Annotated in this window: 25 protein-coding genes; 3 read left to right on the top strand and 22 right to left on the bottom strand. The window is 54.9% G+C overall.

The features are described 5' to 3' along the window. Positions 1–38: 38 nt before the first annotated feature. Both ACT3T7_RS03720 and ACT3T7_RS03715 read right to left on the bottom strand, forming a co-directional pair. Positions 39–965 (bottom strand): electron transfer flavoprotein subunit alpha/FixB family protein, encoded by a 927-nt coding sequence (locus tag ACT3T7_RS03720; protein ID WP_444630119.1) that lies wholly within the window; start codon positions 963–965, stop codon positions 39–41. A 56-nt stretch (positions 966–1021) separates the two neighbouring features. Next, positions 1022–1771 carry an electron transfer flavoprotein subunit beta/FixA family protein gene (locus ACT3T7_RS03715; RefSeq protein WP_444630118.1) on the bottom strand — a complete coding sequence of 250 codons (750 nt, stop codon included), beginning with the start codon at positions 1769–1771 and terminating at the stop codon, positions 1022–1024. Between the two features lie 392 nt (positions 1772–2163). Here ACT3T7_RS03715 and ACT3T7_RS03710 point away from each other — a divergent pair, with 392 nt between their 5' ends. Next, positions 2164–3828, top strand: coding sequence for an electron transfer flavoprotein-ubiquinone oxidoreductase (locus tag ACT3T7_RS03710; RefSeq protein ID WP_444630117.1), 1665 nt, complete (start codon positions 2164–2166; stop codon positions 3826–3828). A 45-nt stretch (positions 3829–3873) separates the two neighbouring features. Here the strand turns inward: ACT3T7_RS03710 and ACT3T7_RS03705 are convergent, their stop codons facing one another. The 15 genes from ACT3T7_RS03705 to ACT3T7_RS03635 all read right to left on the bottom strand — a co-directional run bounded on the left by ACT3T7_RS03705 (position 3874) and on the right by ACT3T7_RS03635 (position 17095). Next, a complete protein-coding gene (locus ACT3T7_RS03705; protein ID WP_444630116.1) occupies positions 3874–6081 on the bottom strand; it encodes an ATP-dependent helicase in 2208 nt (735 codons plus the stop codon). Beyond that, positions 6078–6662, bottom strand: a complete 585-nt coding sequence (locus ACT3T7_RS03700; protein ID WP_441677070.1) for a DUF1285 domain-containing protein — start codon at positions 6660–6662, stop codon at positions 6078–6080. Before ACT3T7_RS03700 ends, ACT3T7_RS03705 begins: the two co-directional genes overlap by 4 nt. Positions 6663–6687: 25 nt before the next feature. After that, positions 6688–7527: a TatD family hydrolase gene (locus tag ACT3T7_RS03695; protein WP_441677069.1), complete on the bottom strand. Its 840-nt coding sequence runs from the start codon at positions 7525–7527 to the stop codon at positions 6688–6690. Between the two features lie 45 nt (positions 7528–7572). Beyond that, a complete protein-coding gene (locus ACT3T7_RS03690) occupies positions 7573–7905 on the bottom strand; it encodes a PilZ domain-containing protein (RefSeq protein WP_193053761.1) in 333 nt (110 codons plus the stop codon). Between the two features lie 90 nt (positions 7906–7995). Further along, complete coding sequence (locus ACT3T7_RS03685; RefSeq protein ID WP_193053762.1) at positions 7996–8982, bottom strand: DNA polymerase III subunit delta'; 987 nt, start codon at positions 8980–8982, stop codon at positions 7996–7998. Then, positions 8973–9626, bottom strand: a complete 654-nt coding sequence (tmk, locus tag ACT3T7_RS03680) for a dTMP kinase (protein ID WP_193053763.1) — start codon at positions 9624–9626, stop codon at positions 8973–8975. Before tmk ends, ACT3T7_RS03685 begins: the two co-directional genes overlap by 10 nt. A 63-nt stretch (positions 9627–9689) precedes the next feature. Further along, positions 9690–10694: an endolytic transglycosylase MltG gene (mltG, locus tag ACT3T7_RS03675; RefSeq protein WP_172116376.1), complete on the bottom strand. Its 1005-nt coding sequence runs from the start codon at positions 10692–10694 to the stop codon at positions 9690–9692. 9 nt (positions 10695–10703) lie between these two features. Then, positions 10704–11531 (bottom strand): aminodeoxychorismate lyase, encoded by an 828-nt coding sequence (gene pabC, locus ACT3T7_RS03670; RefSeq protein ID WP_172116375.1) that lies wholly within the window; start codon positions 11529–11531, stop codon positions 10704–10706. A 6-nt stretch (positions 11532–11537) separates the two neighbouring features. Beyond that, on the bottom strand, positions 11538–12776 hold the full coding sequence (fabF, locus tag ACT3T7_RS03665) for a beta-ketoacyl-ACP synthase II (protein ID WP_172116374.1): 1239 nt from the start codon (positions 12774–12776) through the stop codon (positions 11538–11540). Between the two features lie 191 nt (positions 12777–12967). Beyond that, positions 12968–13201: an acyl carrier protein gene (acpP, locus tag ACT3T7_RS03660; protein WP_008956801.1), complete on the bottom strand. Its 234-nt coding sequence runs from the start codon at positions 13199–13201 to the stop codon at positions 12968–12970. A 124-nt stretch (positions 13202–13325) separates the two neighbouring features. Continuing rightward, on the bottom strand, positions 13326–14069 hold the full coding sequence (gene fabG, locus ACT3T7_RS03655) for a 3-oxoacyl-ACP reductase FabG (RefSeq protein WP_172116373.1): 744 nt from the start codon (positions 14067–14069) through the stop codon (positions 13326–13328). Positions 14070–14138: 69 nt separating this feature from the next. Beyond that, complete coding sequence (fabD, locus tag ACT3T7_RS03650; protein ID WP_193053764.1) at positions 14139–15098, bottom strand: ACP S-malonyltransferase; 960 nt, start codon at positions 15096–15098, stop codon at positions 14139–14141. A 196-nt stretch (positions 15099–15294) separates the two neighbouring features. Then, the gene (gene plsX, locus ACT3T7_RS03645; RefSeq protein ID WP_193053765.1) at positions 15295–16314 is read right to left on the bottom strand and encodes a phosphate acyltransferase PlsX; all 1020 of its coding nucleotides are present in this window, start codon (positions 16312–16314) and stop codon (positions 15295–15297) included. Between the two features lie 43 nt (positions 16315–16357). Beyond that, positions 16358–16528: a 50S ribosomal protein L32 gene (rpmF, locus tag ACT3T7_RS03640; RefSeq protein WP_087109291.1), complete on the bottom strand. Its 171-nt coding sequence runs from the start codon at positions 16526–16528 to the stop codon at positions 16358–16360. A 36-nt stretch (positions 16529–16564) separates the two neighbouring features. Continuing rightward, positions 16565–17095 carry a YceD family protein gene (locus tag ACT3T7_RS03635; protein WP_172116370.1) on the bottom strand — a complete coding sequence of 177 codons (531 nt, stop codon included), beginning with the start codon at positions 17093–17095 and terminating at the stop codon, positions 16565–16567. A 168-nt stretch (positions 17096–17263) separates the two neighbouring features. Between ACT3T7_RS03635 and ACT3T7_RS03630 the strand changes: the two genes are divergently transcribed. Next, positions 17264–17863: a Maf family protein gene (locus ACT3T7_RS03630; protein ID WP_172116369.1), complete on the top strand. Its 600-nt coding sequence runs from the start codon at positions 17264–17266 to the stop codon at positions 17861–17863. Between the two features lie 8 nt (positions 17864–17871). Here ACT3T7_RS03630 and sppA read toward each other — a convergent pair whose 3' ends face one another. The 3 genes from sppA to ACT3T7_RS03615 form a co-directional block, all read right to left on the bottom strand. Next, complete coding sequence (sppA, locus tag ACT3T7_RS03625; RefSeq protein ID WP_444630115.1) at positions 17872–18996, bottom strand: signal peptide peptidase SppA; 1125 nt, start codon at positions 18994–18996, stop codon at positions 17872–17874. Positions 18997–19058: 62 nt separating this feature from the next. Continuing rightward, on the bottom strand, positions 19059–19709 hold the full coding sequence (locus ACT3T7_RS03620) for an HAD-IA family hydrolase (RefSeq protein WP_193053768.1): 651 nt from the start codon (positions 19707–19709) through the stop codon (positions 19059–19061). Positions 19710–19741: 32 nt separating this feature from the next. Beyond that, positions 19742–20683 (bottom strand): RluA family pseudouridine synthase, encoded by a 942-nt coding sequence (locus ACT3T7_RS03615; protein ID WP_087109302.1) that lies wholly within the window; start codon positions 20681–20683, stop codon positions 19742–19744. 673 nt (positions 20684–21356) lie between these two features. On the opposite strand from ACT3T7_RS03615, the gene rne reads away from it, so the two are divergent. Further along, positions 21357–24572: a ribonuclease E gene (rne, locus tag ACT3T7_RS03610; RefSeq protein WP_172116366.1), complete on the top strand. Its 3216-nt coding sequence runs from the start codon at positions 21357–21359 to the stop codon at positions 24570–24572. Positions 24573–24638: 66 nt separating this feature from the next. On the opposite strand, the gene murB is transcribed toward rne, so the two are convergent. Then, positions 24639–25676, bottom strand: coding sequence for a UDP-N-acetylmuramate dehydrogenase (murB, locus tag ACT3T7_RS03605; protein WP_319941218.1), 1038 nt, complete (start codon positions 25674–25676; stop codon positions 24639–24641). Continuing rightward, entirely contained in the window at positions 25673–26143 is a 471-nt protein-coding gene (locus ACT3T7_RS03600; protein WP_444621424.1) for a low molecular weight protein-tyrosine-phosphatase, read from the bottom strand. Before ACT3T7_RS03600 ends, murB begins: the two co-directional genes overlap by 4 nt. Between the last annotated feature and the right edge of the window lie 2 nt (positions 26144–26145).

Genomic DNA, 26145 nt, shown 5'->3' with positions numbered 1-26145 from the left:
AAGCCGGCTTGGGTAAACCAAGTCAATCCAGAAACGCCTTACAGCTTGCTCTCAAGTTCAGGCAGAATCTCGAACAAATCGCCTACCAGACCATAGTCCGCTACTTGAAAGATCGGTGCTTCGTCGTCTTTATTAATCGCGACAATGACCTTGGAGTCTTTCATGCCCGCCAAATGCTGAATGGCGCCCGAAATACCTACGGCAATATAGAGATCAGGTGCCACGATCTTGCCGGTTTGCCCGACCTGCATGTCGTTAGGAACAAAGCCTGCATCTACCGCTGCCCGTGAGGCGCCTACGGCCGCCCCCAGCTTGTCGGCGATACCGTCCAGCAGCTTGAAGTTCTCGCCATTGCCCATTCCGCGGCCGCCTGAAATAACCACTTTGGCGCCACCCAGCTCGGGTCGGTCGGACTGTGCAAGTTCTTCTTTAACAAAGCTTGACTGGGTATTTTCAACCACCACATCGACCGCTTCTAGCGTAGCGCTGCCGCTGCTGGCAACGGCATCAAACGCGCTGGAGCGTACGGTAATTACTTTCAGCGCATCATCACTTTTCACAGTGGCGATGGCGTTCCCCGCATAAATGGGACGCAGGAAGGTGTCAGCGCTCTCAATGCCAATGACGTCGGAAAGCTGGCTAACATCTTTCAGGGCAGCCAAACGCGGCAACACATTTTTACCGGTTGTGGAGGCGCTCGCCAGCACATGGGTGTAACCATTGGCTAGCTCCACCAGCAGCGCGCCCATGGGCTCAGCCAGTTGGTAAGCGTAAACAGCGTTATCTGCAACCCGCACCTTGCTGACGCCATCAAGCTTGGCGGCTGCTTCAGCGGCAGCCTGGACGCCCTCTCCAGCCACCAGAACGTCAATATCGCCACCGATGGCTTTGGCGGCAGCTACCACGTGAGCGGTGGCGCTGGCGAGTTGGCCGTCATTGATATCGGCAAGTACCAAAATGCTCATTAGATCAGCTCCTTTCAAAGCACTTATCTTGAAGAACTTATCTCAAAGAACTTTTCTTAAAGAACTTTGGCTTCGTTTTTTAGTTTATCGATCAATTCATCCACCGACGCAACCTTAATACCGCCTTTACGTTCTGCCGGGGACTCGACTTTCAAAAGGCTTACCTTGGATGCCACCTCAATGCCGTAATCGGCGGGGGTTTTGACGTCCATCGGTTTCTTTTTGGCCTTCATGATATCCGGCAGCTTGGCGTAGCGTGGCTCGTTCAAGCGCAAATCGGTTGTCACAATGGCAGGCAGCGTCAGCGCAATGGTCTGCAAGCCGCCATCGATTTCACGGGTAACGTTAACCGTATCACCATCAACGGCCACTTCTGAGGCGAACGTGCCTTGCGGCAAGTTGGTTAAGGCAGCCAGCATCTGGCCCGTCTGGTTATTGTCGGTGTCGATCGCCTGTTTACCCAGGATGACCAGGCCGGGCTGCTCTTCGTCAACCACCTTGGCCAGCAACTTGGCAACTGCTAGCGACTCCACTCGCGTGTCGGTTTCTATGTGAATAGCGCGGTCAGCACCCAGCGCCAGCGCGGTACGCAGCTGTTCCTGGGCGGCTTTGGGGCCAACGGTGACGGCCACTACTTCAGTCGCAACGCCCTTCTCTTTTAGGCGTACTGCCTCTTCCACCGCAATTTCGCAGAAGGGATTCATGGCCATTTTGACATTGGTAAGATCAACGTCAGAGTGATCTGCTTTGACGCGGATTTTGACGTTATAGTCGATGACGCGTTTAACCGCGACGAGTACTTTCATAGGTTCCTCGCTTGGCTGGTGGCAAAAGCCGTTAACCAAAGTCGGCACCCGCCCAGCGGACACCGCTTATAAAAGAGTCAGCCTCGCCATACGCGATGACGATGCCGAAGAGATTCATGCAAGCGTTTGATAGGCACGCAGTTACAAAACCTTGTTAATTTGCCACAGCCTGCCCAATGGCAACAATACCCATTCGCTACCGCTATAGTCGAACAATCACCAAACAGGGCTACGTTTGGGCCACTGAGCATGAAACGCGCTTTTAGCATCGTAGGCGTGACCTGACCACGGTATTATGCCTATCATGGAGCATAACCAGAAGCAAACGACCGTTTTATATTAAGGCCGTGTTTTTATAAGGCACTGCACTTATGAGAATAAGGAGAGACCAGGTGGAAAATGTTGAACGCGACGTCATGGACTTTGATGTAGTGATTGTAGGCGCGGGTCCTTCTGGGCTTGCCGCTGCCTGCCGCCTGATGCAGCAAGCAAATGAAGCCGAACAAGAGCTGACCGTTTGTGTCGTGGAAAAAGGCTCTGAAGTCGGTGCGCACATTTTATCTGGCGCGGTGTTTGAGCCACGGGCGCTCAATGAACTCTTTCCCGACTGGCAAGAGCGTGGCGCCCCTTTGAACACTCCTGCCATTCGCGATGATGTTTACCTGCTCAAAGATGCCCAAAAGGCACAGAAGCTGCCCAATTCGCTGGTCCCCAAAAGCATGCACAATACCGGCGGTGATCAAACGCGCTACGTGATCAGTGCTGGTAATCTGTGCCGCTGGCTTGCCGAGCAAGCTGAAGCGCTGGGCGTTGAAATTTTCCCTGGCTTCGCCGCCCAGGACGTCATTATTGAAGAAGATGCCGTACGCGGCATTTTGATAGGCGATATGGGCGTTGCCTCTGACGGCACGCCGAAAGATGGCTATATGCCGGGTATGGAGCTGCGCGCCAAATACACGCTGTTTGCCGAAGGTGCGCGTGGTCATTTAGGCAAACGCTTAATCAAGCATTTTTCCCTTGATGCTGGACGCGACCCGCAACACTACGGCATTGGCCTAAAAGAGCTCTGGGACGCTCCTGCTGACAAGCATGAACCAGGGCTTGTGGTTCACGGTTCTGGCTGGCCGCTGGATAAAGATACCTCTGGGGGCTGGTTCCTGTATCACGCTGAAAACCAGCAGGTGGTTGTCGGGCTGATTATGGATCTTTCCTATCAGAACCCTTGGCTTTCGCCGTTTGATGAATTTCAGCGCATGAAGCATCACCCGGCGCTTAGCCAATATCTGGAAGGCGGTAAGCGTGTAGCTTACGGCGCCCGAGCGCTCACCAAAGGGGGCTTTAACTGCCTGCCTAAAATGACGTTTGCAGGCGGCCTACTGATTGGCTGCGATGCAGGGACCCTTAACTTTTCCAAAATCAAAGGCCTGCATACCGCCATGAAGTCAGGCCTGGTGGCCGCTGAAAGCGTTTTTGAAGCCCTAAAAGCGGGTGATGAAGGCGCGCAAGAACTGACTAGCTTTACCCAAAAGTGGGAAACCAGCTGGGCTTACGAAGAGCTTAAAGAGAGCGCAAGCTTTGGACCCGCCATGCATAAGTACGGCACCGTGGGTGGCGGCGCTTACAACTTTGTTAATCAGTTGCTGGGCAACAAGCTGCCCAATGTTCACGATACGACCACTGATTACGGCGCTCTAAAACCGGCGGCTGAGTTTGAAAAAATCAATTACCCCAAGCCGGACGGAAAGCTCTCGTTTGATAAGTCGTCTTCAGTGTTTCTCTCCAACACCAATCACGAAGAGGACCAGCCGTGCCACCTGCACCTGGACGATCCTGACATTCCGATTAAGCACAACTTACCCAAGTATGCCGAGCCGGCCCAGCGTTACTGCCCTGCAGGCGTGTATGAAGTGGTAGAGGATGATGCTGGGCAGCCACGTTTTCAGATCAACTTCCAGAACTGCGTGCACTGCAAAACCTGTGACATTAAGGACCCGGCCCAGAATATTACCTGGGTAGCGCCTGAAGGCGGCGGCGGGCCCAACTATCCCAATATGTAAGCTGTAAACGACAGCGGCAAAAGAGCCACTTGCACCGCCTAACCGTTAGGCGGATTGCACAGGTGGCTCTAATCGCTCAATGGGTGCACGGCGAGCAATTAAACGTCGCCTGCCTGCTTGAACAAAACGCACATCAATGACCGGGTCAGAGGGATTACCTTCTACCGAGGCAATCTCTCCCTCACCAAAAACGGCGTGATGCAGCCGCTGTCCGGGGTAAAAGTGCTCCCCTGGCGCATAAGCGGCCTGGGGCTCCTTCACCTCGGGCGCCGTTAACGTAATATCGTCACGCCCTAACCGCTCAAGATAGCGCCGTACAATCGCTGGCGAAGCCGCCCGTAACACAGCGCTTGTGGGCTCGCTCTTCGCCAGACACTCGGCAACCTGCATGCTGTCCTGCCATGCGCTTTCAGCAATAAAGCGACTTGGACGATGCGAGCCACCATCGTGCATAACCAGAAGCTGCTCTTCGGCGCGAGTAATCGCGACATAAAAGAGTCGGCGTTCTTCTTCAAGGCGCTCATCGCTTAGCGGCGTATCCCGGCTATAATGCGGGAAGTCTTCCTCATTGACGCCGGCGACGACCACAAGCGGCCACTCCAACCCTTTGGCACCATGCACAGTTGAAATCAGGACACCCTCGGCCTGGTTTTCAACCGGACGCTCTAACAACGCTATAAAGGCGTCCGGATCAGGCACGCCTTGAGCCTGTTCGATCAGCACATCCAAAAGGCGGACGTCCTCCTCGCCTTTATCCCGCCGGGCTGCGGCACGCTTTAGCGTTTTTTCAGCGTCGATGCTTTCCACCACATGGCTAAGTAATTTAGCGGATGGCCATGCACGTAGCCGGGGAAGCTCACACAATAACGCCCAGCGTTTTTTTAACGTACGCCGTTGAAGCGGCTTTAGCTCAGTAAGCACGGGGTCATGCCGTTCTGGCCACTCTTGCGTAGTGGCCAACTGGTAGGCCAAGCGCTGTAGCCGTTCCCGCGCGACAAAAGGCGTTGGCTGAGAGAGCAGTAACAGCAAGTGTTCTGGGTCGTGGAGAAGCTCAGGACGGCGAGATAGCTTTAAGTAGCCCACTAACGCCTGCACCAACGGTAAGCGAAAAACAAAACGATCTTCACGCAGTAAGCGAAAGGGGATACCGGCCTGCAATAACGCCAGTTGGAACGGCACGGAAAGTGCCCAACTGCGCACTAACAGGCTGACCTGGTGAAAAGCGCGCCCCTGCGCACTCCAATCCATCAAGGTATCCAGCAGGACAGCACTTCCCTGCCCGACCGATACCCGCGTATGCGGATTATTTGCCGCCGCTAAACAGAGCTGATCGGGGCGTCGTTGATTGGCAACAATCGCATGATTCGCGGTTAATGCCAGCGCATGCCCATGGCGAAACGTCGTTGATAGTGGGTAATCGGTGGGCTGCCCGAAGGTCGCGGTAAAATCCTCCAGCATGGTGTCCGGCCGCGCACCACGCCACTCGTAAATGCACTGATTGGCATCCCCTACCGCCATAACCGCCGCCGTGCTACCCGCCAATACCGCAAGTAGGCGTTGCTGCGCCGCGTTGATATCCTGATACTCATCAATAATGACGTGGTCCAAAAAGCCTTCCACACGCTGGCGTAACGTAGCGTCAGCTTCCAGCGCCTGGAGCGGCCGATACAGCAAATCGGCGTAGGTCATAAGACCTTCATCCGCGAGCATTCGCTCTGCTTCGTTAAACGCGCTGGGGAAGTAATCAGTGTCCGGCTCGTAGTTAAGCCGCTCATAAAGTGCTTGAGGTTCGGCCATTTCTGCTTTGACCAGATTACAAAAATGCGCCAGCGCCTCCAGGCGCTCGCCCTCAATGGCCGCATCGCGCCGCTCAACGCTTTCACGCAGCACATGTAAACTGGCCTGGCGAAGCAAGCGCTCCAACTGCCAGTCAGCCGACAGCAATCGGCGTGGTGCGAGCACTCCCCAACGGCACAGACTTTGGGTTAATCGATGCCCCAGCGAGTGAAAAGTACGCACCGCAGGCAGCGCCTGCCCGTAGGGGGCCATGCTTACCAAGCGTTGATGAAAATCATCCCGTGCTGAGCGGTTAAACATCAATATCAGCATCCGCTTGGGCGCAACCCCACCGGCCAGCAGATGCAGCACTCGGGCTGCCATGGTGGTGGTTTTACCCGCACCGGCGACTGCCGCTACTCTGGCATGGCCGTTTTCATGATGGACAACAGCGTGTTGTTCTGCGGTTAACTTCACAAAGCCTCACTCGGTGCGCCATTATCGCCGCCAGCGGCGTCCTCAGCATCCACACAGCCGAGTGGAAACCACTCACCGGCACTCCACACACCGACTTCACACTGGCCATTAGCCAGTGTTTTCATACTTGCTGCATCAACCAGTTGATAAAACACATGGCGATGTAATCGGGCGGATAACCCATACCGGACAGCAATTTCCGGCAGCATCTCGCCACCTTGAGTCTCGCTGAACGCTAGAGGGTGTGTCGCGTCAAGGCGCACGACATCTTCAAACTGGGTCGTAAACCACCAGGCATCCTCATGAAAGTCGGCCTCAACAGCCACAAAAGGCAAATCGTCCACCTGGAGACACCAGCGCTCAACAGGCGTCACCAGGCAGTAGCCTTCCGGGTCGTGGCGCAACAGCGAGGATAGCAAACGCGCAACATCAAGGCGGGCAAACGGCTGCCCTTCGTGTAACCAGGTGCCGTCTGCTTGAATCACAATATTGATATCGCCAGACAGCGCTGGCCGCCACTGATCCACAGGCGGAATAGTGGCCCCACTTTGACGCTGCTGCAGGAGTCGATCAATATTCATTGCATCCGCCTTGCGCTAATACCGCTTAACGTGAAGACACGAGCCCAGACTGCGCCAGGGCTTGTTTAACATGCGCAGGCGCATCGGGCACGGCTGCTTTAAACAGCTGAAAGAAGTTGGCCGTCGTTTGCATGGCCACTTCATCGACGCTGATGCCCCGCGCCTTGGCGATGCACTCTGCCACCTCAACAACCCACGCAGGTTCGTTGGGTTTGCCACGGTAAGGCACAGGGGCCAAGTAAGGACTATCGGTTTCAATAAGCAGACGATCCAGCGGCAGTTGGCGGGCCAATTCACGCAGCGACGCCGCGTTATTAAAGGTAATAATACCGGACAACGAAATATAGAAGCCAAGCCGCACCGCTTCACGCGCCATGTCCAAGTCTTCCGTAAAGCAGTGGAGCACACCACCGACGCGTGGATCGCTATATTCTCGCAACAAGGCAAGCGTGTCTTCCTTGGCTTCCCGGGTATGCACGATAACGGGCAACTCAAGCTCGCGGGCAGCGATCAAGTGCTGCTTAAAGCGCTCATACTGCACCGCAACCGGCACGCTTTCCCGATAGTGATAATCTAGCCCGGTTTCACCAATGGCAATGGCGCCGTACTGCTCTGCGGCTTCTTGAATATCACTCGCCACTGGCTCTTGCACAGGCGTATGCAGCGGATGAAGGCCCGCAGAAATAGCGACGTCGCTATGCTCACGAGCAATCGCAGCGAGCCCTGGCATATCCTCAAGGCTCACTGAAATAGCCAAAAACTGGCTAACGTTTGCAGCTCTAGCCGCGTTTAGCGTGGCGGCGATATCACCACCATGCGTGTGCTCCGACAAACGATCCAAATGACAGTGCGAATCAACAAACATGAACGTCTCATCAACCAAAAAGAGAAATAAAAAGGCGGGATAACGCTAAAGCGTCAATGAAGGAGCCGTATGATCATCAGCTTCCAGCAGCATTTCGATGTGCTCGCGCAGAGCGCTATCCTTAAAGCTAAAGTGAACGCCAATTCCCGCAACGCGCTGACTACTTATCTCGTCAGGCGATACCCATACGACATCACCCAAAACCGTCAGGCGCTCACACTCACCTGGCAACGTGAGCAATAAAGTGACCTGATCACCCAGCGCATAGGGCGTTTTAGTCGGTACAAATAGACCTCCACGCTCCAAAAACGGCATATAAGCTGAAAATAGCGTAGACGCATCAGGCACGGTGAGGGCAAGGGCTTTTTGAATACTCATATCAACCTCGCTCGCCGGTAAATCCATGACCACCATCGTAACGACATGACTAGAAGGTGATGGTTGAAATCCATAGCCAACGCAATAACGCTATGAGCGCAGCAGCGCTGCCCAACGCACTAGCCATGCTTCAAGCACCAGTTGCGGGTTTGGATTGGCTCCAACCGCTAACAGGCGCCGCTGTTCTCGGGCGTAATCCAGCAAACGAAACCAATCCTGCGCACGGCCATTTTTGACCGCTTGGCGGTAAAGGGGTTCTAAATCGGGATTGTGCAGTACGCTTGCTTCACCTGAAATACCCAAGCGAATTAAGTCTTCAAGCCATGCGATACCGTACCACAAGATAGCGTCAATCGCTTGGCGGTCCAGCCGTGCGGCCTCCGATACCGGCTCAGCGCCTCGCACCAATTGCTCAAAGCAGTCATGAATCTGGTGGCGTAATGCCCGCTCTTCAGGCGAAGCTAATTCAGCCGCCAAAAGCGGCAAACCACCCGACACCCGCCACCAAAAATACGCCTCTTCCTCACCGCCCAACTGTTCGATTAACCAACTGCGACACGCAGTAAAAGGCACACTGGGAAACGACCACTGCTGGCACCGGGAACGAATAGTCGCCAACATGCGAGATGGCACATCAGAAAGCAGAATAAACAGCGTTTTAGCGCCAGGCTCTTCCAGGCTTTTAAGCAACGCATTGGCCGCGGCGATGTTCATGCTCTCGGCCGGTGAAAGAACAATCACACGATAACCGCCCTGTTGGGCGGTCTGTGAGACAAACCGATTAACCTCGCGAATAGGGTCAATACGTATCTGGCGCTTGCCTTCTTCCGGCGAAACCCGCAACAGGTCCGGATGATAACCCGACGCCAGCATGGAACAGCTATGACACTGGCCGCATGCCAGCACATTCGGGCTTGCGCACAACGTACGGGCAATTAGCGCCTCTGCCAGCTGCTGCTTACCCACACCGTGAGCGCCACTTAACAAAATGGCATGGGGCATACGCCCCTCATCTGACAGCCGCACCAACTGCTGCCATGTGGCCTCATGCCAAGGCAGTAGACCACTTAACGCCATAGCGCTATCCGTTCGGCGAGCACATCCTGAATATCGGCTTGTACGCTAACCAGCGACTGATGGGCATTAATGAGCGCAAAGCGCTTAGGCTCAGCACTGGCACGCTCCAGGTAGGCGTCACGGACAGCTTGAAAGAACTCGCCCCGCTCTTGCTCAAAGCGGTCACGCTGCTCATTTTGACTGTTAAGCCGTGACTCCAGGCGCGACTGCGCCGCCGTTAACGGCATATCAAGCAGTAACGTCAGGTCTGGCGTTAGCCCTTTCTGCACAAAGGCTTCAAGCTTGGCAATGCGCTCAACCGACATACCGCGCCCGCCGCCCTGGTAGGCAAAGGTCGCGTCAGTAAAACGGTCGCATACCACCCATGCACCGCGCTCCAATGCAGGCACTATTTTTTCGGCCAGATGCTGCGCTCGCGCGGCAAACATGAGTAACAGCTCAGCATCGGCGTGCAATGGCTCCTGGGGAGCAGGGTCCAGCAGTAGCGCGCGGATCGCCTCGGCGCGCGGCGTCCCCCCTGGTTCGCGGGTACTCACCACGTCAAGACCTTGCGCTTCCAGCGCTGCGACCACAAAAGCCATATTGGTGGATTTACCTACGCCCTCACCGCCTTCAAGCGTAATAAAGCGTCCCCGCTTGGTCATTGCCATCCCTTAATCAACGCGTGCATCGTTGAGATTAACTTCATGAAAAACCGACACTTTGGGTCAGCGGTTGCGAATATAGCGATTAACTGCATTATTGTGCTCACGCAGCGTACGCGAAAAGTGGTGTGTGCCGTCCCCCTTGGATACGAAGTAGAGCGTCTCGCCAGGCAGAGGATCAACCGCTGCTTCAAGCGACGCTCGCCCCGGCATGGCAATTGGCGTGGGCGGCATGCCATCAATCACATAGGTATTGTAAGGCGTGGCTTCACGCAGGTCGGCATAGGTAATGCGCCCTTGATACCGGTCGCCCATACCGTAAATCACGGTCGGATCAGTTTGTAGGCGCATGCCCTGCTCCGTCCGGCGCTTAAAGACACCGGCGATCTCACGCCGCTCTTCAGGCGCGCCTGTTTCACGCTCAATCAGCGATGCCATAATAAGCGCCTCATAAGGCGTCTCAATAGTCAGGTCATCGGAGCGTGCGGCCCATACTTCTTCTAAAATGTTTTCCATCCGCACCAACGCTTGGCGCAAAATATCGACGTCACTCATACCCAGGTGGTAGCGGTACGTATCGGGGAAAAACCAGCCTTCTGGAAAGGTGCCTTCTCTATCCAGCAAGGTCATTATTTCTTCATCGCTCAACTCCGCCGTGCGATGCTCCAGCTTGGGCGCGTTATTGAGTAGGTCGCGTAGTTGACTGAATGAGCGTCCTTCTGGAAGCGTCAACGGATACGTCACCACGCGGTTACTGCCTAACAGCGCCAGCATTTCAAGCCCATTCATACCGGGCGTTAACTCATATTCGCCCACCCGAAGACGGGGAATACGTTCCGGATGAACCCGAGCCAATACTTGAAAAGCCCAGGCATCCTCAAGAATCCCTTGCGCCTCCAACTGCGCAACCACCTGATTAAAGCCTGCTCCAGCAGGCACCTGATATAAAACAGGGGCTTCTAAAGCAAGAGGAGCGTCTAATCGGCTTTGCCAATAAAAATAGCTGCCTGCGACGCCAACGACGCCCAATACCAGAATAATTCCAACAGCGGCCAGTAACCGTTTCAACGTATCACCTCAACAAAATAGGTCAGGGCTTGCGGTATAAGTTGACGCATAGCCAAGCAGACGATGCGCCTGTGTTTGGAACTTATCGGGCTGATTAATCGGCCAACGCTGCAGACAATCCGCATCTTCAGACAATAACGTCGCCACTGGCCATACCCCCTGTACGGAGTTCGCCACCCAAGCGCGCTCAACGGCGGGTAAGGCTTCAAGGGTTAGATTGGCTTCGCGCACAGCGCCTTCAGCAATTAACGCGGCACGCAATGTACCGGCCACGCCACATGTATCGAGTGGCGGCGTAAACAGCTCACCGTGTTGCTGCCAAAACAGGTTCATGCTGGTCGCCTCGATCAACTGCCCCTGAGCGTCCGCCAGCAAACCTTCGGCAATCGACACATCCTGCCACTCTTGTCGTGCCATTACATTTTCGAGGCGGTTTAAATGCTTGATACCAGCTAAAGCCGGTTGGTGAGCCAAGCGTATGCGGCAGATACGCACCGTCACGCCGCTTTTCCAGCGCTCAACCATAGGGGCGAAAGAAGTCCGCCGACTTAGCAAACGGGGTGTTGGTGTATCAGGTAATGCATACCCCCTTCCACCACTACCCCGTGTAACAATCAGTTTTAATACTTCAAGCGGTGCCGTGGCGTTTCCCTGCCAAGTGGCATCAATCTCCTCTTGGCAGGGAACTGGAATGCCGAGCCGCTGACACCCCTTCACCAACCGCGCTACGTGGTATGCCCACAGCACCGGTTTACCGTTACGCAGCAGCACCGTTTCGAACACGCCGTCCCCATACGCCAGCCCGCGATCATCAAACGGCACCTGAGGCAGGGTCATCTTGCGTTATACCTTTTTAAACAGCAGCGAGCCGTTGGTGCCGCCGAACCCAAACGAGTTGGACAAGGCAACATCAATGCGCATGTTACGCGCCGTGTGCGGCACATAATCCAGATTGCAGCCTTCCTGAGGGTTATCCAGGTTAATGGTTGGAGGTGCCACCTGATCACGAATGGCCAGGATGCTAAACACCGCTTCAACAGCGCCAGCAGCTCCTAACAAATGGCCAATCATGGACTTGGTAGAACTTACCGCCACATCCTGAGCGGCACTGCCCATCACCCGTTCAACAGCACGGCTTTCTGCAAGGTCGCCAGCGGCCGTGGAGGTTCCATGCGCGTTAATATAGTGCACCTCGGAAGGGTCCATTTGAGCATCTTTAATCGCATTGCTCATGGAAAGCGCAGCCCCGCGACCATCTTCAGGCGGTGCCGTCATGTGATAGGCATCATCACTCATACCAAACCCGACAAGCTCGGCATAGATATTCGCGCCACGTGCCTTGGCATGCTCGTACTCTTCGAGTACCAGTACACCGGCACCATCCGAGAGAACAAAGCCATCGCGATCTTTATCCCAAGGACGGCTTGCTGCTTCGGGATTATCATTACGCGTTGAAAGCGCTCGGGCGGCAGAGAAGCCTCCTAGGCCAAGTGGCGTCGTTGCCATTTCAGCACCACCGCAGATCATGACATCCGCATCACCATAGGCAATCGTACGTGCACTATAGCCAATATTGTGCGTACCGCTGGTACATGCGGTGGTAATAGCGATGTTAGGGCCTTGAAAGCCATGTTGAATCGCCAAATTGCCCGAGATCATATTGATGATGGAGCCCGGCACGAAAAAAGGTGATACGCGACGAGCGCCGCCCTTATTAAGCGCATTGTGGTTATGCTCGATCATGGGCAGGCCACCAATGCCTGACCCCATGGCCACCCCGATACGCGGTGCATTCTCTTCTGTACAGGTAATACCAGCATCCTGAATTGCCTGCGCGCCAGCCGCCATGCCGTACTGAATGAACAGGTCCATTTTGCGGGCTTCTTTGGGATTCAGATAAGGGCTAATATCAAAATTCTTAACCGAACCACCAAAGCGTGTATTGAAGCTACTTGTATCAAAGTGCTCAATGGGCGCTATGCCGCTCTTACCGGCCGTAATATTCGCCCACGTTTCATCCACGCTATTGCCCACTGGGGTCACCAGGCCTAACCCAGTTACCACTACCCTTCTTCGCGCCATTAGCTTTCCTCCAGGCATCCATGGTGACTCGACCCATCCGGGTCATTTTCAGCAGAAATTAGGTGCCTAGTATAACGGAGATTGAACGTTATGTTTACGGTGAAGCACAAAGCAAAAAAGCCGCCCGTTAAAAGGGCGGCTTTTAAGGGGGGTGCTAGCACCACACCCTCGTTTGATGCACCAACTTGCCCTTACTGGTGGGCGTTTACGTAGTCGATGGCTTCCTGAACTGTCGTAATTTTTTCCGCCTCTTCATCAGGAATTTCAGTATCGAATTCCTCTTCCAAAGCCATTACCAGCTCAACAGTGTCAAGCGAGTCAGCACCCAAGTCTTCAGTGAAAGAAGAGCTGTTCTGGATGTCTTCTTCTTTAACGTTCAGGCGCTCTGCCACAACTTTCTTAACGCGCTCTTCAATAGTACTCATTAACGTACTCCAGTCGTTCACATTAGCCGTTTTGGATAACCAGCTATTTGGAAACCGCAAGCCAAAAGCTGCGGGGTAGTTTATAGACGCCCTTAGGCAGACGCAACCGCTAAGCCTAAGGCCATCAACGCATATTCATGCCGCCATTCACATGCAGCGTCTCACCGGTAATGTAACCTGCAGCATCACTGGTAAGAAAACCGACAGCGGCGGCTATCTCTTCCGGGCCGCCCAGACGAGCCAACGGAATTTGCTTCAGCAGCATTTCATGCTGTGCTTCCGGCAACGCTTCGGTCATATCGGTGGCAATGAAGCCTGGTGCTACCGCATTAACGGTAATTGCACGTGAAGCCACTTCACGTGCCAACGCACGGCTAAAACCCTCCATACCCGCTTTTGCAGCCGCATAGTTAGTCTGGCCAAGGTTACCCATGGTCGCCACTACAGAGCTGATGGACACGATACGTCCAAAACGCGCTTTGGTCATGCCTCGTAGGCACGCCTTGCTTACACGATAGACGGACTTGAGATTGGTATCCATCACCGAATCCCACTCATCCTCTTTCATGCGCATCAATAAATTATCACGCGTAATACCGGCGTTATTAACTAAAATTGTCGGCGCACCAAAGCGCTCCGTGATGACCTTAAGCACGTCATCAATGCTTGCCTGGTCCGTCACATTAAGGCAAAGGCCAGCACCCTCAATGCCGTTTTGCTGCAAATCGGCATCAATTTTTTGTGCCCCGGACTCACTGGTCGCGGTTCCGATCACGATACGGCCCTGACGGCCCAGCTCGTGAGCAATCGCTCGACCAATACCACGACTGGCACCAGTAACAAGCGCAACTCGGCGTTCTTGCGTCATAATTTTTTGCCTTTAACTATTGGCTTTTTAACCACGTAAATAAGCAAGGATAGCGAAAATCTCAGCGAACTAGGCGTCACTAGCCTGCGCTTCACGTGCCAGTTCAAGCGCCGCATCCAGACTGTCAGGGTCATTGACTGCCAACCCTTTAGCGCCACGGACAATGCGCTTGTTAAGCCCTGTCAGCACTTTACCTGGGCCACACTCAATAAACACATTAACAGACTGAGCAGCCATGGCTTCAACGCATGCCGCCCAACGCACCGGCTGATAAAGCTGTTCGATCAACCGCGTACGCAGCGTATCAATGTCGGCATGCGCCTGCGCATCTACGTTCTGAATAACCGTGTAACGTGGCGCTCGAAATTCGACACTTTCCATAGCGGCGGCCAAACGCTCGGCTGCTGGACGCATCAGTTCACAATGCGAAGGCACCGAAACCGGCAGCGCCATTGCACGCTTGGCACCCGCCTCCTGACACGCCACAATCGCCCGCTCAACCGCAGCGGCACTTCCGGCAATCACGACCTGGCCCGGCGAATTATAATTAACGGCCGAAACAATATCCCCCTGCGCAGCACTGGCGCAAGCGGCTTCAACCGCACTATCTTCCAAGCCGAGAATAGCCGCCATACCGCCCTCACCGACCGGTACAGCGTCCTGCATGGCTTCGCCGCGAAGGCGAACCAACTGAACGCCTTCAGCAAAGCTCATCACACCCGCACACACCATGGCGCTATATTCACCTAGGCTGTGCCCGGCCATGACAGTAGGCCGAGGCCCTTCAAGCTCCTGCCACACCCGCCAAATTGCAACACTAGCAGAAAGCAGCGCAGGCTGCGTGCAAGCGGTCGCGTTTAGCGCGGCCTCGGGGCCTTCCTGGACGACTTTCCACAAGTCGTAACCAAGTGCATCCGAAGCTTCCTCAAATGTTGTTCCCACTACACTATAGCGTTCGGCTAGCTCACGCAGCATTCCAAGCTGCTGAGAGCCTTGCCCGGGAAAAATGAGGGCAAGGGGTTGAGACATGTCGTTCACCTTTGCTCTTTAGGCATTTGCTCATTTGAGCGATAAGCGTGGCTATGGCTACATCCTGCTGTCACCCATAGCCCGCAAAATAAGTTCTAACCTTTTATTATCGAGCACTTTACCTAGTAGCACTCTGCGCCCATACCCTACACCATGGTGTACACATAAGCGCCTTCCTTAATGACTGAAAATGGTATTAACGGCGCTCCCAACGCCCTGCCATACGCGCGGGTAGATTATGCTCCACCTCATGTACAGCACGCTGGATCGCATAATAAAAACCCTCCGCTTGGGTACCACCATGGCTTTTCACCACGATGCCCTTCAAACCAAGCAGGCTTGCTCCATTGTAGCGCACAGGGTTTAATTCTTGCTTTAGATAGCGCAACACAGGCTTGGCCAGTAGGCTTGCCAAACGACCGCTTAGGCGCGATTCAAACGCCATTTGGACACGCTCAACCAGCATACGAGTCAAACCTTCGCTTGCTTTGAGTACGGCATTCCCGACAAAGCCATCACACACCACCACATCAAGCTTGCCTTCAAAAAGATCACCACCTTCGGCATACCCCTGATAGGCAAAGGCGGACGCATCAGGATATTCGCGCAGAAGCCGGTCTGCTTCGCGCACATTCGCACTCCCCTTGGTAGCTTCCGCCCCCACATTAAGCAGCGCGACACGGGGCAGGCTTACATTATCAACGCACTGCGCCATGGCAGCACCCATGACGGCAAAATCAACCAACCGGTGCGCGGGCGAATCCACGTTCGCGCCCAAATCCAGTAAATAGCAGCGGCGGCCATAGCGGGCCGGAATCGCAGTACTAATAGCAGGCCGTGAAATACCTTTAAGCGTTCCCAGCTCACGACGAGCAAGCGCGACCAACGCAGCCGTATTGCCCGCGCTTACGCCAGCGACTGACTCGCCCAACCGAAGACTCCGCAACATACACGCCATACTGCTTGCCTGGCCATGACGAAGCGCCCAGGCAGCACTGGAGGCCTGAGAGATGCTTAAAGGGGCATCACTAACCGCTAAACGTGACGCTGCCGCAGCCAGAGGCTGCGGCAAGCGTGAAAGCTCAGCAATAATATGCTGACGCGGACCAAACAGAGTCAATTCAAGACCAGGATGTTCAATCACTGCTCTTGCAGAGCCTTCGATAACCGCATGGGAGCCTTGATCGCCTCCCATCACATCAATCGCTAGGCGCATGCAGCACCCACTCTATTTGGCCGCTTAACAAGATAGTTAAGGCTTATACCTCAACCACCTTGCGACCACGATAGAAACCATCTGCAGCGACATGGTGACGCAGGTGCGTCGTACCGGTTTCTTTGTCCTGAGACAGCGTCGGCGCACTCAGCGCGTCGTGGCTACGACGCATACCGCGCTTGGAACGAGTCTTACGGTTCTTTTGAACTGCCATGGGTGTTTACTCCAGGGTGTGTAGGGTAAATAACGCTTACTTTTTGCCCTTTAAGGCATTAAGCACTGCGAAAGGGTTCGTGGCCGGCGTCGCTTCTTCTGACGTGCCGTCTGTCTTGCTGACCAGCTGCTCCGCCGAGACATGGCATTCGGTCTCATCGTGATAGACCACCTGCGGCAGACTGAGAATAAGCTCATCCTCAACTACCGTTAGTAGATCCAGCTGTTCTTTTTCCACCAGCACCGGTTCATGACTGGCAGGCAGCTCGGCGGCCAAGGCCTCGTCACTGATCATTCCAAGCAGGAAGTCACTGGACACGTCTTGGCTCAGCGGCACCAGGCAACGACGACATGGCAATGCCAGTATCGCTTGCAAATGGCCACGAATTTCACGACGACCTTGGGCATCCACACCAAACTCAAGGACAACATGACAGTCGCCCGTTTGGTCACCTGCCTCTTCGGCAAGCCGTGGCAACGAATTCAGTGCCACTACGCCTTCTAGTCGTTCGCGGCGGGCTGCAAGCTTATAAGGCTCAACCCGGCTGGGGAGTTGTGAGGTCAACATAGGCGCGCAATGATAGGCACTCCCCCCGCTGGTGTCAAAGCTTCAACTCAATTCTTCATGGTTTATCGCACATTTCCCCATGACTTATCGCCCACACCCGCAAGTTAGGCACGCCCGCTGGCTTTCGCTACACTCCCCTTTTATTCCAAATCGCTTAGGAGAAATGGCGTGCCGCTTACTCAAAACGCATCGCTGGTGCTGGGCTCAAGCTCGCGCTGGCGACGAGAGCTGTTGGAACGCTTACAGCTTCCCTATCAGTGCTATTCGCCTGATATTGACGAAACACCTCGTGCCAATGAGTCCCCCAGGGCACTTGTACATCGTTTAGCGCTCAGCAAAGCCAACGCCGTGGCGCCCCACTTCCCCAATCACTACATCATCGGCTCAGACCAGGTAGCACTCTTTGAAGGCGACATACTGGGCAAGCCTCACACCCAGGAACGCGCCTGCGCCAACCTGGCGCGTTTTTCAGGTCAGCGCGTGACTTTTTTAACCGGGTTAGCGCTGCTTGATACCCAAAGGCAACGCCACTACACCCACATAGAGCCTTTCGACGTTATCTTTCGGCAGCTGACCACACGCGAAATTGAGCGCTACGTCACCCTTGAGCAGCCACTGGACAGCGCTGGCAGCTTTCGAATGGAAGGACTGGGCATCACGCTATTTGAGGCGCTAGAAGGGCGTGATCCGAACGCCCTGATTGGGCTTCCGCTTATTGCGCTGTGTAATATGCTACGCCAAGTGGGCATGGACCCACTTGACGGTTAAGCTCGAGCTTATTGTGCCTGATAGCGTAGCGGCGAGTGAGCCGCTTTAAGGCCAAGCACCTCCGCCGCCACTTGGGAAAAGCGTCGCGTCAACCGATCGAACGGGTCAAGGCGCGGCGTATAATCTTCCCAACTCGCCTCCCCCACCTGATCGCGCGCCACTTCTTCAAGGCTTGCCAGTTGGTCCACCAGGCCAAGCTCAAGCGCCTGCTCGCCACTCCAGATAAGCCCAGAGAATATATCAGGCTGGTCGCTTAGCCGATCGCCTCGCCCAGCACGAACGTCATTCATAAATTGCTGATGTGTTTGCGTCAACACACTCTGCCAGAATGCCTGCGCCTCTTCATCAAGCGGCTGAAACGGGTCCAAAAATGCCTTGTTCTCGCCCGCCGTTAACACACGGCGCTCCACGCCTATCTGGCTGATCGCATCCTGAAAGCCAAATCCTGCATAAATAACCCCAATCGAGCCCACCAGGCTTGCCGGTGAAGCAATGATTTCATCGGCTGCCGAGGCGATATAATACGCCCCACTCGCACCGATATCCTCGATAACCGCCAGAATCGGCTTATCACCCTGTTCGCGCAGGCGCATGATTTCCGCATAAATACGCTGCGATTGAACCGGGCTACCGCCAGGGCTATCAATATGCAGTACAACGGCTTCGGTATTATCTGATTCCCAGGCGCGATTTAATCCCTGAATAATACGCTCGGCATTCGCTGGAGCATCACTGGCAATAACGCCATTAACGTCTACGATGCCCAAGTGACGCTGTAGGGTAGACGCATCACCCGCTGTGGCCCAAAAAGCGTTATATACAACGGTCGCGACTAACGCCAGTATCAAAAAGAGCGTCATAAAACGGAAAAACAACTTCCAACGCCGTGTACGACGCTGCTCCGTTAACACGCCGCCAATCCAACGATCCATCATTTCAACCTGGGCCAAGCGCTGCCGCTCACGCAGCGTTTCAGCATCATCGCCTGCCGCCCCCACCGTAGCAGCCTCATCTTTATAAGCCGCCACGTCAGGACCCTGCGTCCAGCGATCCTGATTTGAACGATCAGATGCAGGGTTGCCCTCAGGCTGTTGGTACCCGCTGGCATCACTGCGGCGCCAATCATCACTCATATATCATCCTTTTTTGAGTTTAGGGACGCCAGATGATGGACCATCCACCCAACGTCGCATCCTCATCCATGCAGCCAGCCAAAAAGATCTTCAACGTTATGAGCGACCCACTTGGGCTGGCTTGCCGCTAGCCGCGCTGGCGTATGAACACCGTACGTTACTGCCACACGATCCATGCCGATGGCCCGCGCCATTTCCAGGTCATATTCCGTATCGCCTACCATCACTGCACGCTCCACGGGAACGTCAAGCTCTAGAAGCAACTCATTCAGCATTTGTGGGTGTGGCTTTGAACGTGTTTCATCTGCGGTGCGACTAGCATGAAACCAGCCCCCACTTCCCGTTTCAGTGAAAACCCGATCAAGGCCACGGCGGCTTTTACCCGTGGCAACGGCCAAACGCTGCTGTTCGCGCTCGCGAAGGCGCGCTACGTGCGCCTCGACCCCATTAAAAAACGGCATGGGCGTTGTGTTTCCATGCACAAACTGATGTGCATAGCGCTGACGCAAGCGTTCGGCCTGAGCAGGACCGATGCCCGGACACAGCGTGGCGATGGCTTCAGGGAGCCCCAGGCCGATAATATCTCTAATTGCCGCGACGTCCAGCTCGCCCCACTCAGCCTCCTGGGCCGCTACCTGCATACAGGCAACAATTTTCGACACCGAATCCATCAGGGTGCCGTCCCAATCAAAAATAATCAGCTCGTAACGCATTACCGCCCCTTATTACTTCACTGCCCGTACATTTATTGCCGAGCACGCTTGAGCACGTCTTCCAGAACTTCTGGCAACGGTGCCTTAACGGTCACTGGGCGGCCGTTGGTAGGTTCTGGAAACGTTAGCGAGCGGGCATGCAAAAACAGACGACTAACGCCTAGCTGTTTCGTCAAGTGCGCACTTTCACGTGTCGAGTACTTATCATCCCCAAGCAGCGCATGCCCCGCATGAGTCGCATGAACGCGAATTTGATGTGTTCGTCCGGTCACCGGTTCGGCTTCAATCAGCGTGGCTTTCTCAAAGGTTTCAACAACCGCAAAATGGGTGCGCGATACCTTGCCGTTTGGATCCACCCGCACTCTACGCTCACCGTTACCCGCGTCGAATCGGTCAAGACGCGCACTTTCATAGGTTTTACGTGCAGGCCAGCGACCGCTCACAAGCGCCAGATAACGCTTGTCCATGCCATGTTTTTTTAACGACTCGTTAAGTGTCACCAAGGCATCACGAGACTTTGCCAGCAACAAGCAGCCAGAGGTATCGCGATCAAGCCGATGAACAAGCTCCAAAAAGCTCAAATCATCCCGCACCTGACGCAGTGCTTCAATCAACCCGATTTTAACCCCGCTCCCCCCATGCACCGCCAAGCCAGAAGGCTTATTAAGCACCATCCAGTCAGGGCCTTCCATAATGACGCTACCTACTAACACGTCACGCAAATTATCGCTGACTTCCTTCACCGCCTCACGCGGCGCCAAACGTAATGGCGGCACCCGGACCAGGTCACCCGCCTGGAGACGGTAGTCCACCTTGACGCGCTTTTTATTAACCCGCACTTCACCTTTACGCACGATGCGGTATATCAATGCTCTAGGAGCACCTTTCAGGCGAGTCATCAAAAAATTGTCAATTCTTTGACCTGCCTGTTCCGGGGCGATATCCACCCACTGTACTTCACGCCCTTCGGCCATTGCCGCGCACTCCTGCTGTGTCTCTATGATGCCAGGCTAAAAACGGCATTCTAACGTAGACCCAAGGGCATTGCGTCAATTGCTGGTAGTTGTCTTTACTGTTATATTCCAAATCGTTCACTACTAAGCGTGGGCAGCTTGTCGAGTATTACAGTTTTCACAAGTGCTACTACCACGTTTAGCTAAAAGCGCCTGCCCGACTAACACGCAGGCCTGAGCACAAGAAGCGGCGCCAGTGTACGCATTGCCCGAATCTTAACGTATTAAAATGCAGTCACTCTGTCGCCCGTATGATGTCGACAGATTTGCTAACGCTTAGCCCAAAACGGCAAGCGAATGCTGAATAAAACGCCACGCCCAGAACTGCCCCGTCTTTTCGTCACAAGGCGCTGGTCACTTCTGGGCGACAAGTTCAACGCTGTGCCGACGGCCGGCGTTGACGAATCGATGAATGCTAGGTGTAGGCGGTGTCAGCAGGGCCGGATGGACGTGACAGCCACCGAAACACGTCCTGCCTCCGCCACGTACTCAACCTGTCAGCCGGGTCGGTTAAAACCTTCCTGGCTTGCCGCGTCAGCATAACCATGCGCCGAGCACAAGCACGCAGCACCCACCGATTCGTCTACGTCACTCCTTAGACGGTCCGTCGGCGCGCAACGCTATGCGAGACAACATGAAACGGATGCTTATCAATGCGACCCAACCCGAAGAGCTTCGGGTCGCGCTGGTTGATGGACAACGCCTGTACGATTTGGATATTGAATCAGGTGCACGAGAGCAGAAAAAAGCCAATATTTACCGCGGCAAAATTACCCGCGTGGAACCCTCCCTTGAAGCGGCCTTCGTTGACTTTGGTGCAGAGCGCCATGGTTTTCTACCGCTCAAGGAGATCTCCCGCGAATACTTTCTTAAAGACGTATCTGGCCGCCCCAGTATTAAAGAGGTACTGAAAGAGGGCCAGGAAGTTATCGTGCAGGTGGACAAGGAAGAGCGCGGCAACAAAGGCGCAGCCTTAACGACCTTTATTAGCCTGGCAGGCCGCTTTTTGGTGCTTATGCCCAACAACCCTCGTGCAGGCGGTATTTCTCGCCGCATTGAGGGCGAAGAGCGCAGCCAGCTAAAAGACGCCATGGGTCAGCTCACCGTACCTGACAAGATGGGTCTCATCGTGCGCACGGCGGGCATTGGCCGTAATCCCGAAGAGCTTCAGTGGGACCTGGATTATCTGGCCCAGGTATGGGAATCAATCACCACAGAGGCCGCCAAGCGCCCTGCTCCGTTCCTGATTTACCGCGAATCCAACGTTATTATCCGGGCCATGCGGGATTACCTGCGCCAGGATATCGGCGAAGTGCTCATTGACAGCCCTGAGATTCATGCTGAAGCACTAGGCTTTATCCGTCAGGTAATGCCGTCATATCAGCAAAAAATCAAACTCTATGCGGATGAAGTGCCGCTCTTCTCGCGCTTTCAAATTGAGTCACAGATCGAAACAGCCTATCAGCGCGAGGTAAAACTCCCGTCTGGCGGCTCGATCGTTATCGACCATACCGAAGCACTGGTTTCAATCGACATCAACTCCGCCCGAGCGACCCGCGGCAGCGATATTGAAGAAACCGCCCTTCAGACCAATTCTGAAGCGGCCGATGAAATCGCCCGCCAGCTGCGCCTTCGGGACATTGGCGGCCTGGTGGTGATTGACTTTATCGACATGGGCCCGGCACGCAATCAGCGCGAAGTCGAAAACCGCATGCGCGACGCTTTGAAGCTTGACCGCGCACGGGTACAGATTGGGCGCATTTCACGCTTTGGCTTGATGGAGATGTCTCGCCAGCGCCTGCGCCCTTCACTGGGCGAAACCAGCGGTGTGGTCTGCCCGCGCTGTAATGGTCAGGGCACCATCCGCGATGTCCGTTCGCTCTCGCTCTCGATCATGCGCCTTATCGAAGAAGAGGCCATGAAAGAGCGTAGCGCACAAATTCGTGCGATTCTGCCCGTACCTGTTGCTACCTATCTGCTCAATGAAAAACGTAGCGTACTGGCCGATATTGAGTCACGCCAAGAGGTACGCGTTGTACTGCTACCCAATCCGGAAATGCATACGCCTCATTATGACGTGCAGCGTTTACGCGATGACCATTTAGATGAAGATGACACTCAAACACTGTCAAGCTTCGAGCTATCTACCGATACCGAAGTAGGCAAAGAGCCCAACCCCAACTTCTCGCCGCCCACACAGCGCGCTGAAGCGGCAGTTAAGAGCATTGCTCATAATGCCCCCGCCCCCGCCTCACTACAGACGGACGAGCCAGCAGCAGCCAAGGCCACCGTACCTGCTACCAACGATGAGCAACCCAGCGTTATTGGGCGCTTTATCCGCGGGTTTGCAAAGCTACTGGGCAGCGATGACAACAGCCCAGCCGAAGCCCCTACTAGCAAGCCAGAAGCGCCTGCGCCACGTAAACAAGCCGAGCGCAGCCAACAGAAACCGGCCCCATTAGGCAGTGAGACGAAACAGCGTCCTGCCCGTAGCGAGCGCACCGAAAACAGCAAGGCAGATCAGCGGCAGACCCCGTCGCGAAATGCCAATGTCGATGCCAGCGAAGAAGCCAACGATAAGCGCAGCGGCCCTTCTCGCACTCGCAATCGGCGCCGGAACCAGCAACAGGACGAGGCTAAAACGCAGGAGAGTGGCAGCAAAAACAGCCGCCAGAATCAGAAAGAGACCTCTCCCGCAAAAGACGAAAGTCTGAATACATCGAAGAAAGCGCCTCAAAAAGAGTCACGTCGAGAGACTCAACGCGACAATAAACCGGCAAAAGAAGCTGCGCAAAACAACGCAGAGCAGCCGACTCCCCAGGATGATGGCAAACCGAAGCGTACGCGCAACAACCCGCGCAACCGTTCACGCAAGCAGGCAGTCAGCCCCCAGGCGGAAGCCGAGCAGTTAAAGCTGCAGGCCCAGGCAGCCGAAGAGGCCACGCACGCAGACGCTACAGCCCCAGCGGCGGAAACGCCCGAAGCTGCAGCACCGAAACAGGAAGTCGCTCACGAAAGCCTTTCTGAAGCCTCTGCACAGTTGCCTGAAACGCAAGCCGAAGCTTCGCCTGCCAGCAGCATTGCAGATAGCAATCACGCTGACAGCCACTCGCATCAAGCGACCGCTGAGGAAAACACTCAGGAAACCGTTCAGGAACTTTCTCAAGCACCAGCTCAAGCACCAGCTCAGGAAGCAGCTCAGGAAAGTGCCAAGCCTCAAGACGCGGAAAATACCGGCGTTAGCGCTGCTGACGAAACTACTCCGGTAGCGGCAGTTGAACCCGCCGAAACACTTAAAGCGGAACAGCCCTCTCCGAAAGTCGCCGAGCATGACGTTGCGCCAACTGAAGCAACAGCACCGGCCCAGCAAGAGACGCCCGCAGCTGCCGAGCCTGAAAGCGCACCGGTCCCGGAAGATGAACCGAAAACGGCAGATGAAGCGAAGAGTGACGATGTCATATCTCTTCCGCAGCAGACCGATGAAAAGCTCGAAAGCGACGCAAGTAGCAACGTCGATACTACGCTCGCGCCATCGCCCACTGAATTGGCCGAAAGCGGCGTAGCCGATGAACCCCAGCAGTTGGCACCGGTCAATGCGTTGGCAGACGAGAAACCTGTAGAAAGCAGCACACCTGCGGATAACGTACCTGCCGACAAATCGCTTGCCCAGGAAGATGTGCAGCCTGACGCCACTAACGTTGACGTTGCGCCACACGCCGCTAAATCGGTAGACGCACCTGTCGCCGAAGAAGTGGCTGAAGAAGCACCCAAGCCGCGTCGTCGCCGTACCCGTGCGCATAACGACCCTCGTGAGCTGCGCAAGCAGGCACAAGAAGCCAGCAAAGAGTAATTTGCTGACTGCGTAAAAAAACCCCGCCTGGCGGGGTTTTTTTATGCGTTAGTGCTCATGTATTTATCAACCTTGAACCAAACGTGGCTCCGGCTCCAGCTGTACATTAAAACGAGCATGCACACGGTCGATAATCTTGCCTGCAAAGCGCAGCAAACCCTTACGGTCACCGCCGCCAAAATGAACCAACACTAACGCCTGGCGGTCATGCACGCCAAATTCGCCCTCACATACACCTTTAAGACCGCACTGATCAATCAACCAACCGGCCGCCAATTTGGTCTTTCCTTCGCCTAAAGGGAAATGTGGCATGTCAGGATAGCGGGCCAATAGCGTCTGCCCTTGCTGATCTGAAACAATGGGATTCTTGAAAAAACTGCCTGCATTGGCAAGCTGCCCCGGGTCTGGCAATTTTTCCTGACGAATAGCTGCCACTGCCTCTGCAACATCCAACGGGGTGGGCGCATTCGGCAAGCGCGAGGCAAGATCGCCATAGTGAACCTTCGGTGCGGGCTGCCTGGAAAGCCGCAATACCAGCCGAGTAATCACGACACGATCACACAGCGCACCCTTGAAAAGGCTATCGCGGTAGCCAAACGCACACTCAGCATTCTCAAGCCAACGCGTGCTTCCTGTCGCAATCTCCATGACCTGCACGGCCTGAAGGCTATCGGCAAGCTCAACGCCATAGGCGCCGATGTTTTGCACGGGGGCTGCACCACAATCACCCGGAATCAGCGCCAGGTTTTCAATTCCCCAGAACCCTCGGGCCGCCATATTGAGCACCAGCGTATGCCAGTTAACGCCAGCCCCCACATGCGCCAACACATTATTACCCGCCGAGGTCAGCCACCACTGCCGTAGTGCCGGGCGTATCGCAATCCCTGTTAAGCGCGGCGGCAAAAGCACGTTGCTCCCCCCGCCCAAAAGCGTTACCGGCCAGCACTGATGATGGGCGATAGCAAGCGTCGCACGTAAGGCGTCTAGCGTGGTGGGTTCAGCGTAATAATCAGTCACGCAGGGCAAACGTAACGTATTGGACGATGAAAGATCCACGCGTTCGTTAATGAGACAAGCCGAGTTTTTAAGGGCTGAAGCTGTCACACGCGGTCACTTTTCAGGTGCTGGATTAACCCTTGTGACGCCGTTTCGATCATATCAAGTACGTCTTCAAACCCCTGCTCACCGCCATAGTAAGGGTCTGAAACCTCTGCTCCCGGCGTTCCAGAGAACTCCAGGAAAAGCCCGACATAAGCGTTGCTTTCGTCTGGTTTCAAGGCACGCATTGCCCGCAGATTGTCGTCATCCATGCCCAGTACATAATCGAATGTCAGAAAATCTTCTGCGGTCAGCTGCCGGGCACATAGCTGGCTCAGGTCAATACCTCGCCGCTTGGCTGCTGATTGAGCGCGCGAATCGGGTGCTTTCCCTATGTGCCAAGCGCCTACTCCGCAAGAGTCAATACTGACACGTTCACTCATACCTGCGTTTTCCAGTGCACGTCGAAAAATGCCCTCGGCAGTGGGCGAGCGACAAATATTTCCTAAACAGACAAAAAGTACCCGCGTCACGA

Source organism: Halomonas sp. 111 (genome assembly GCF_052379685.1).
GTDB lineage: Bacteria > Pseudomonadota > Gammaproteobacteria > Pseudomonadales > Halomonadaceae > Vreelandella > Vreelandella citrativorans.
The sequence above is the reverse complement of the archived record's forward strand: the minus strand, read 5'-3'. Positions and strand labels throughout refer to the sequence as shown.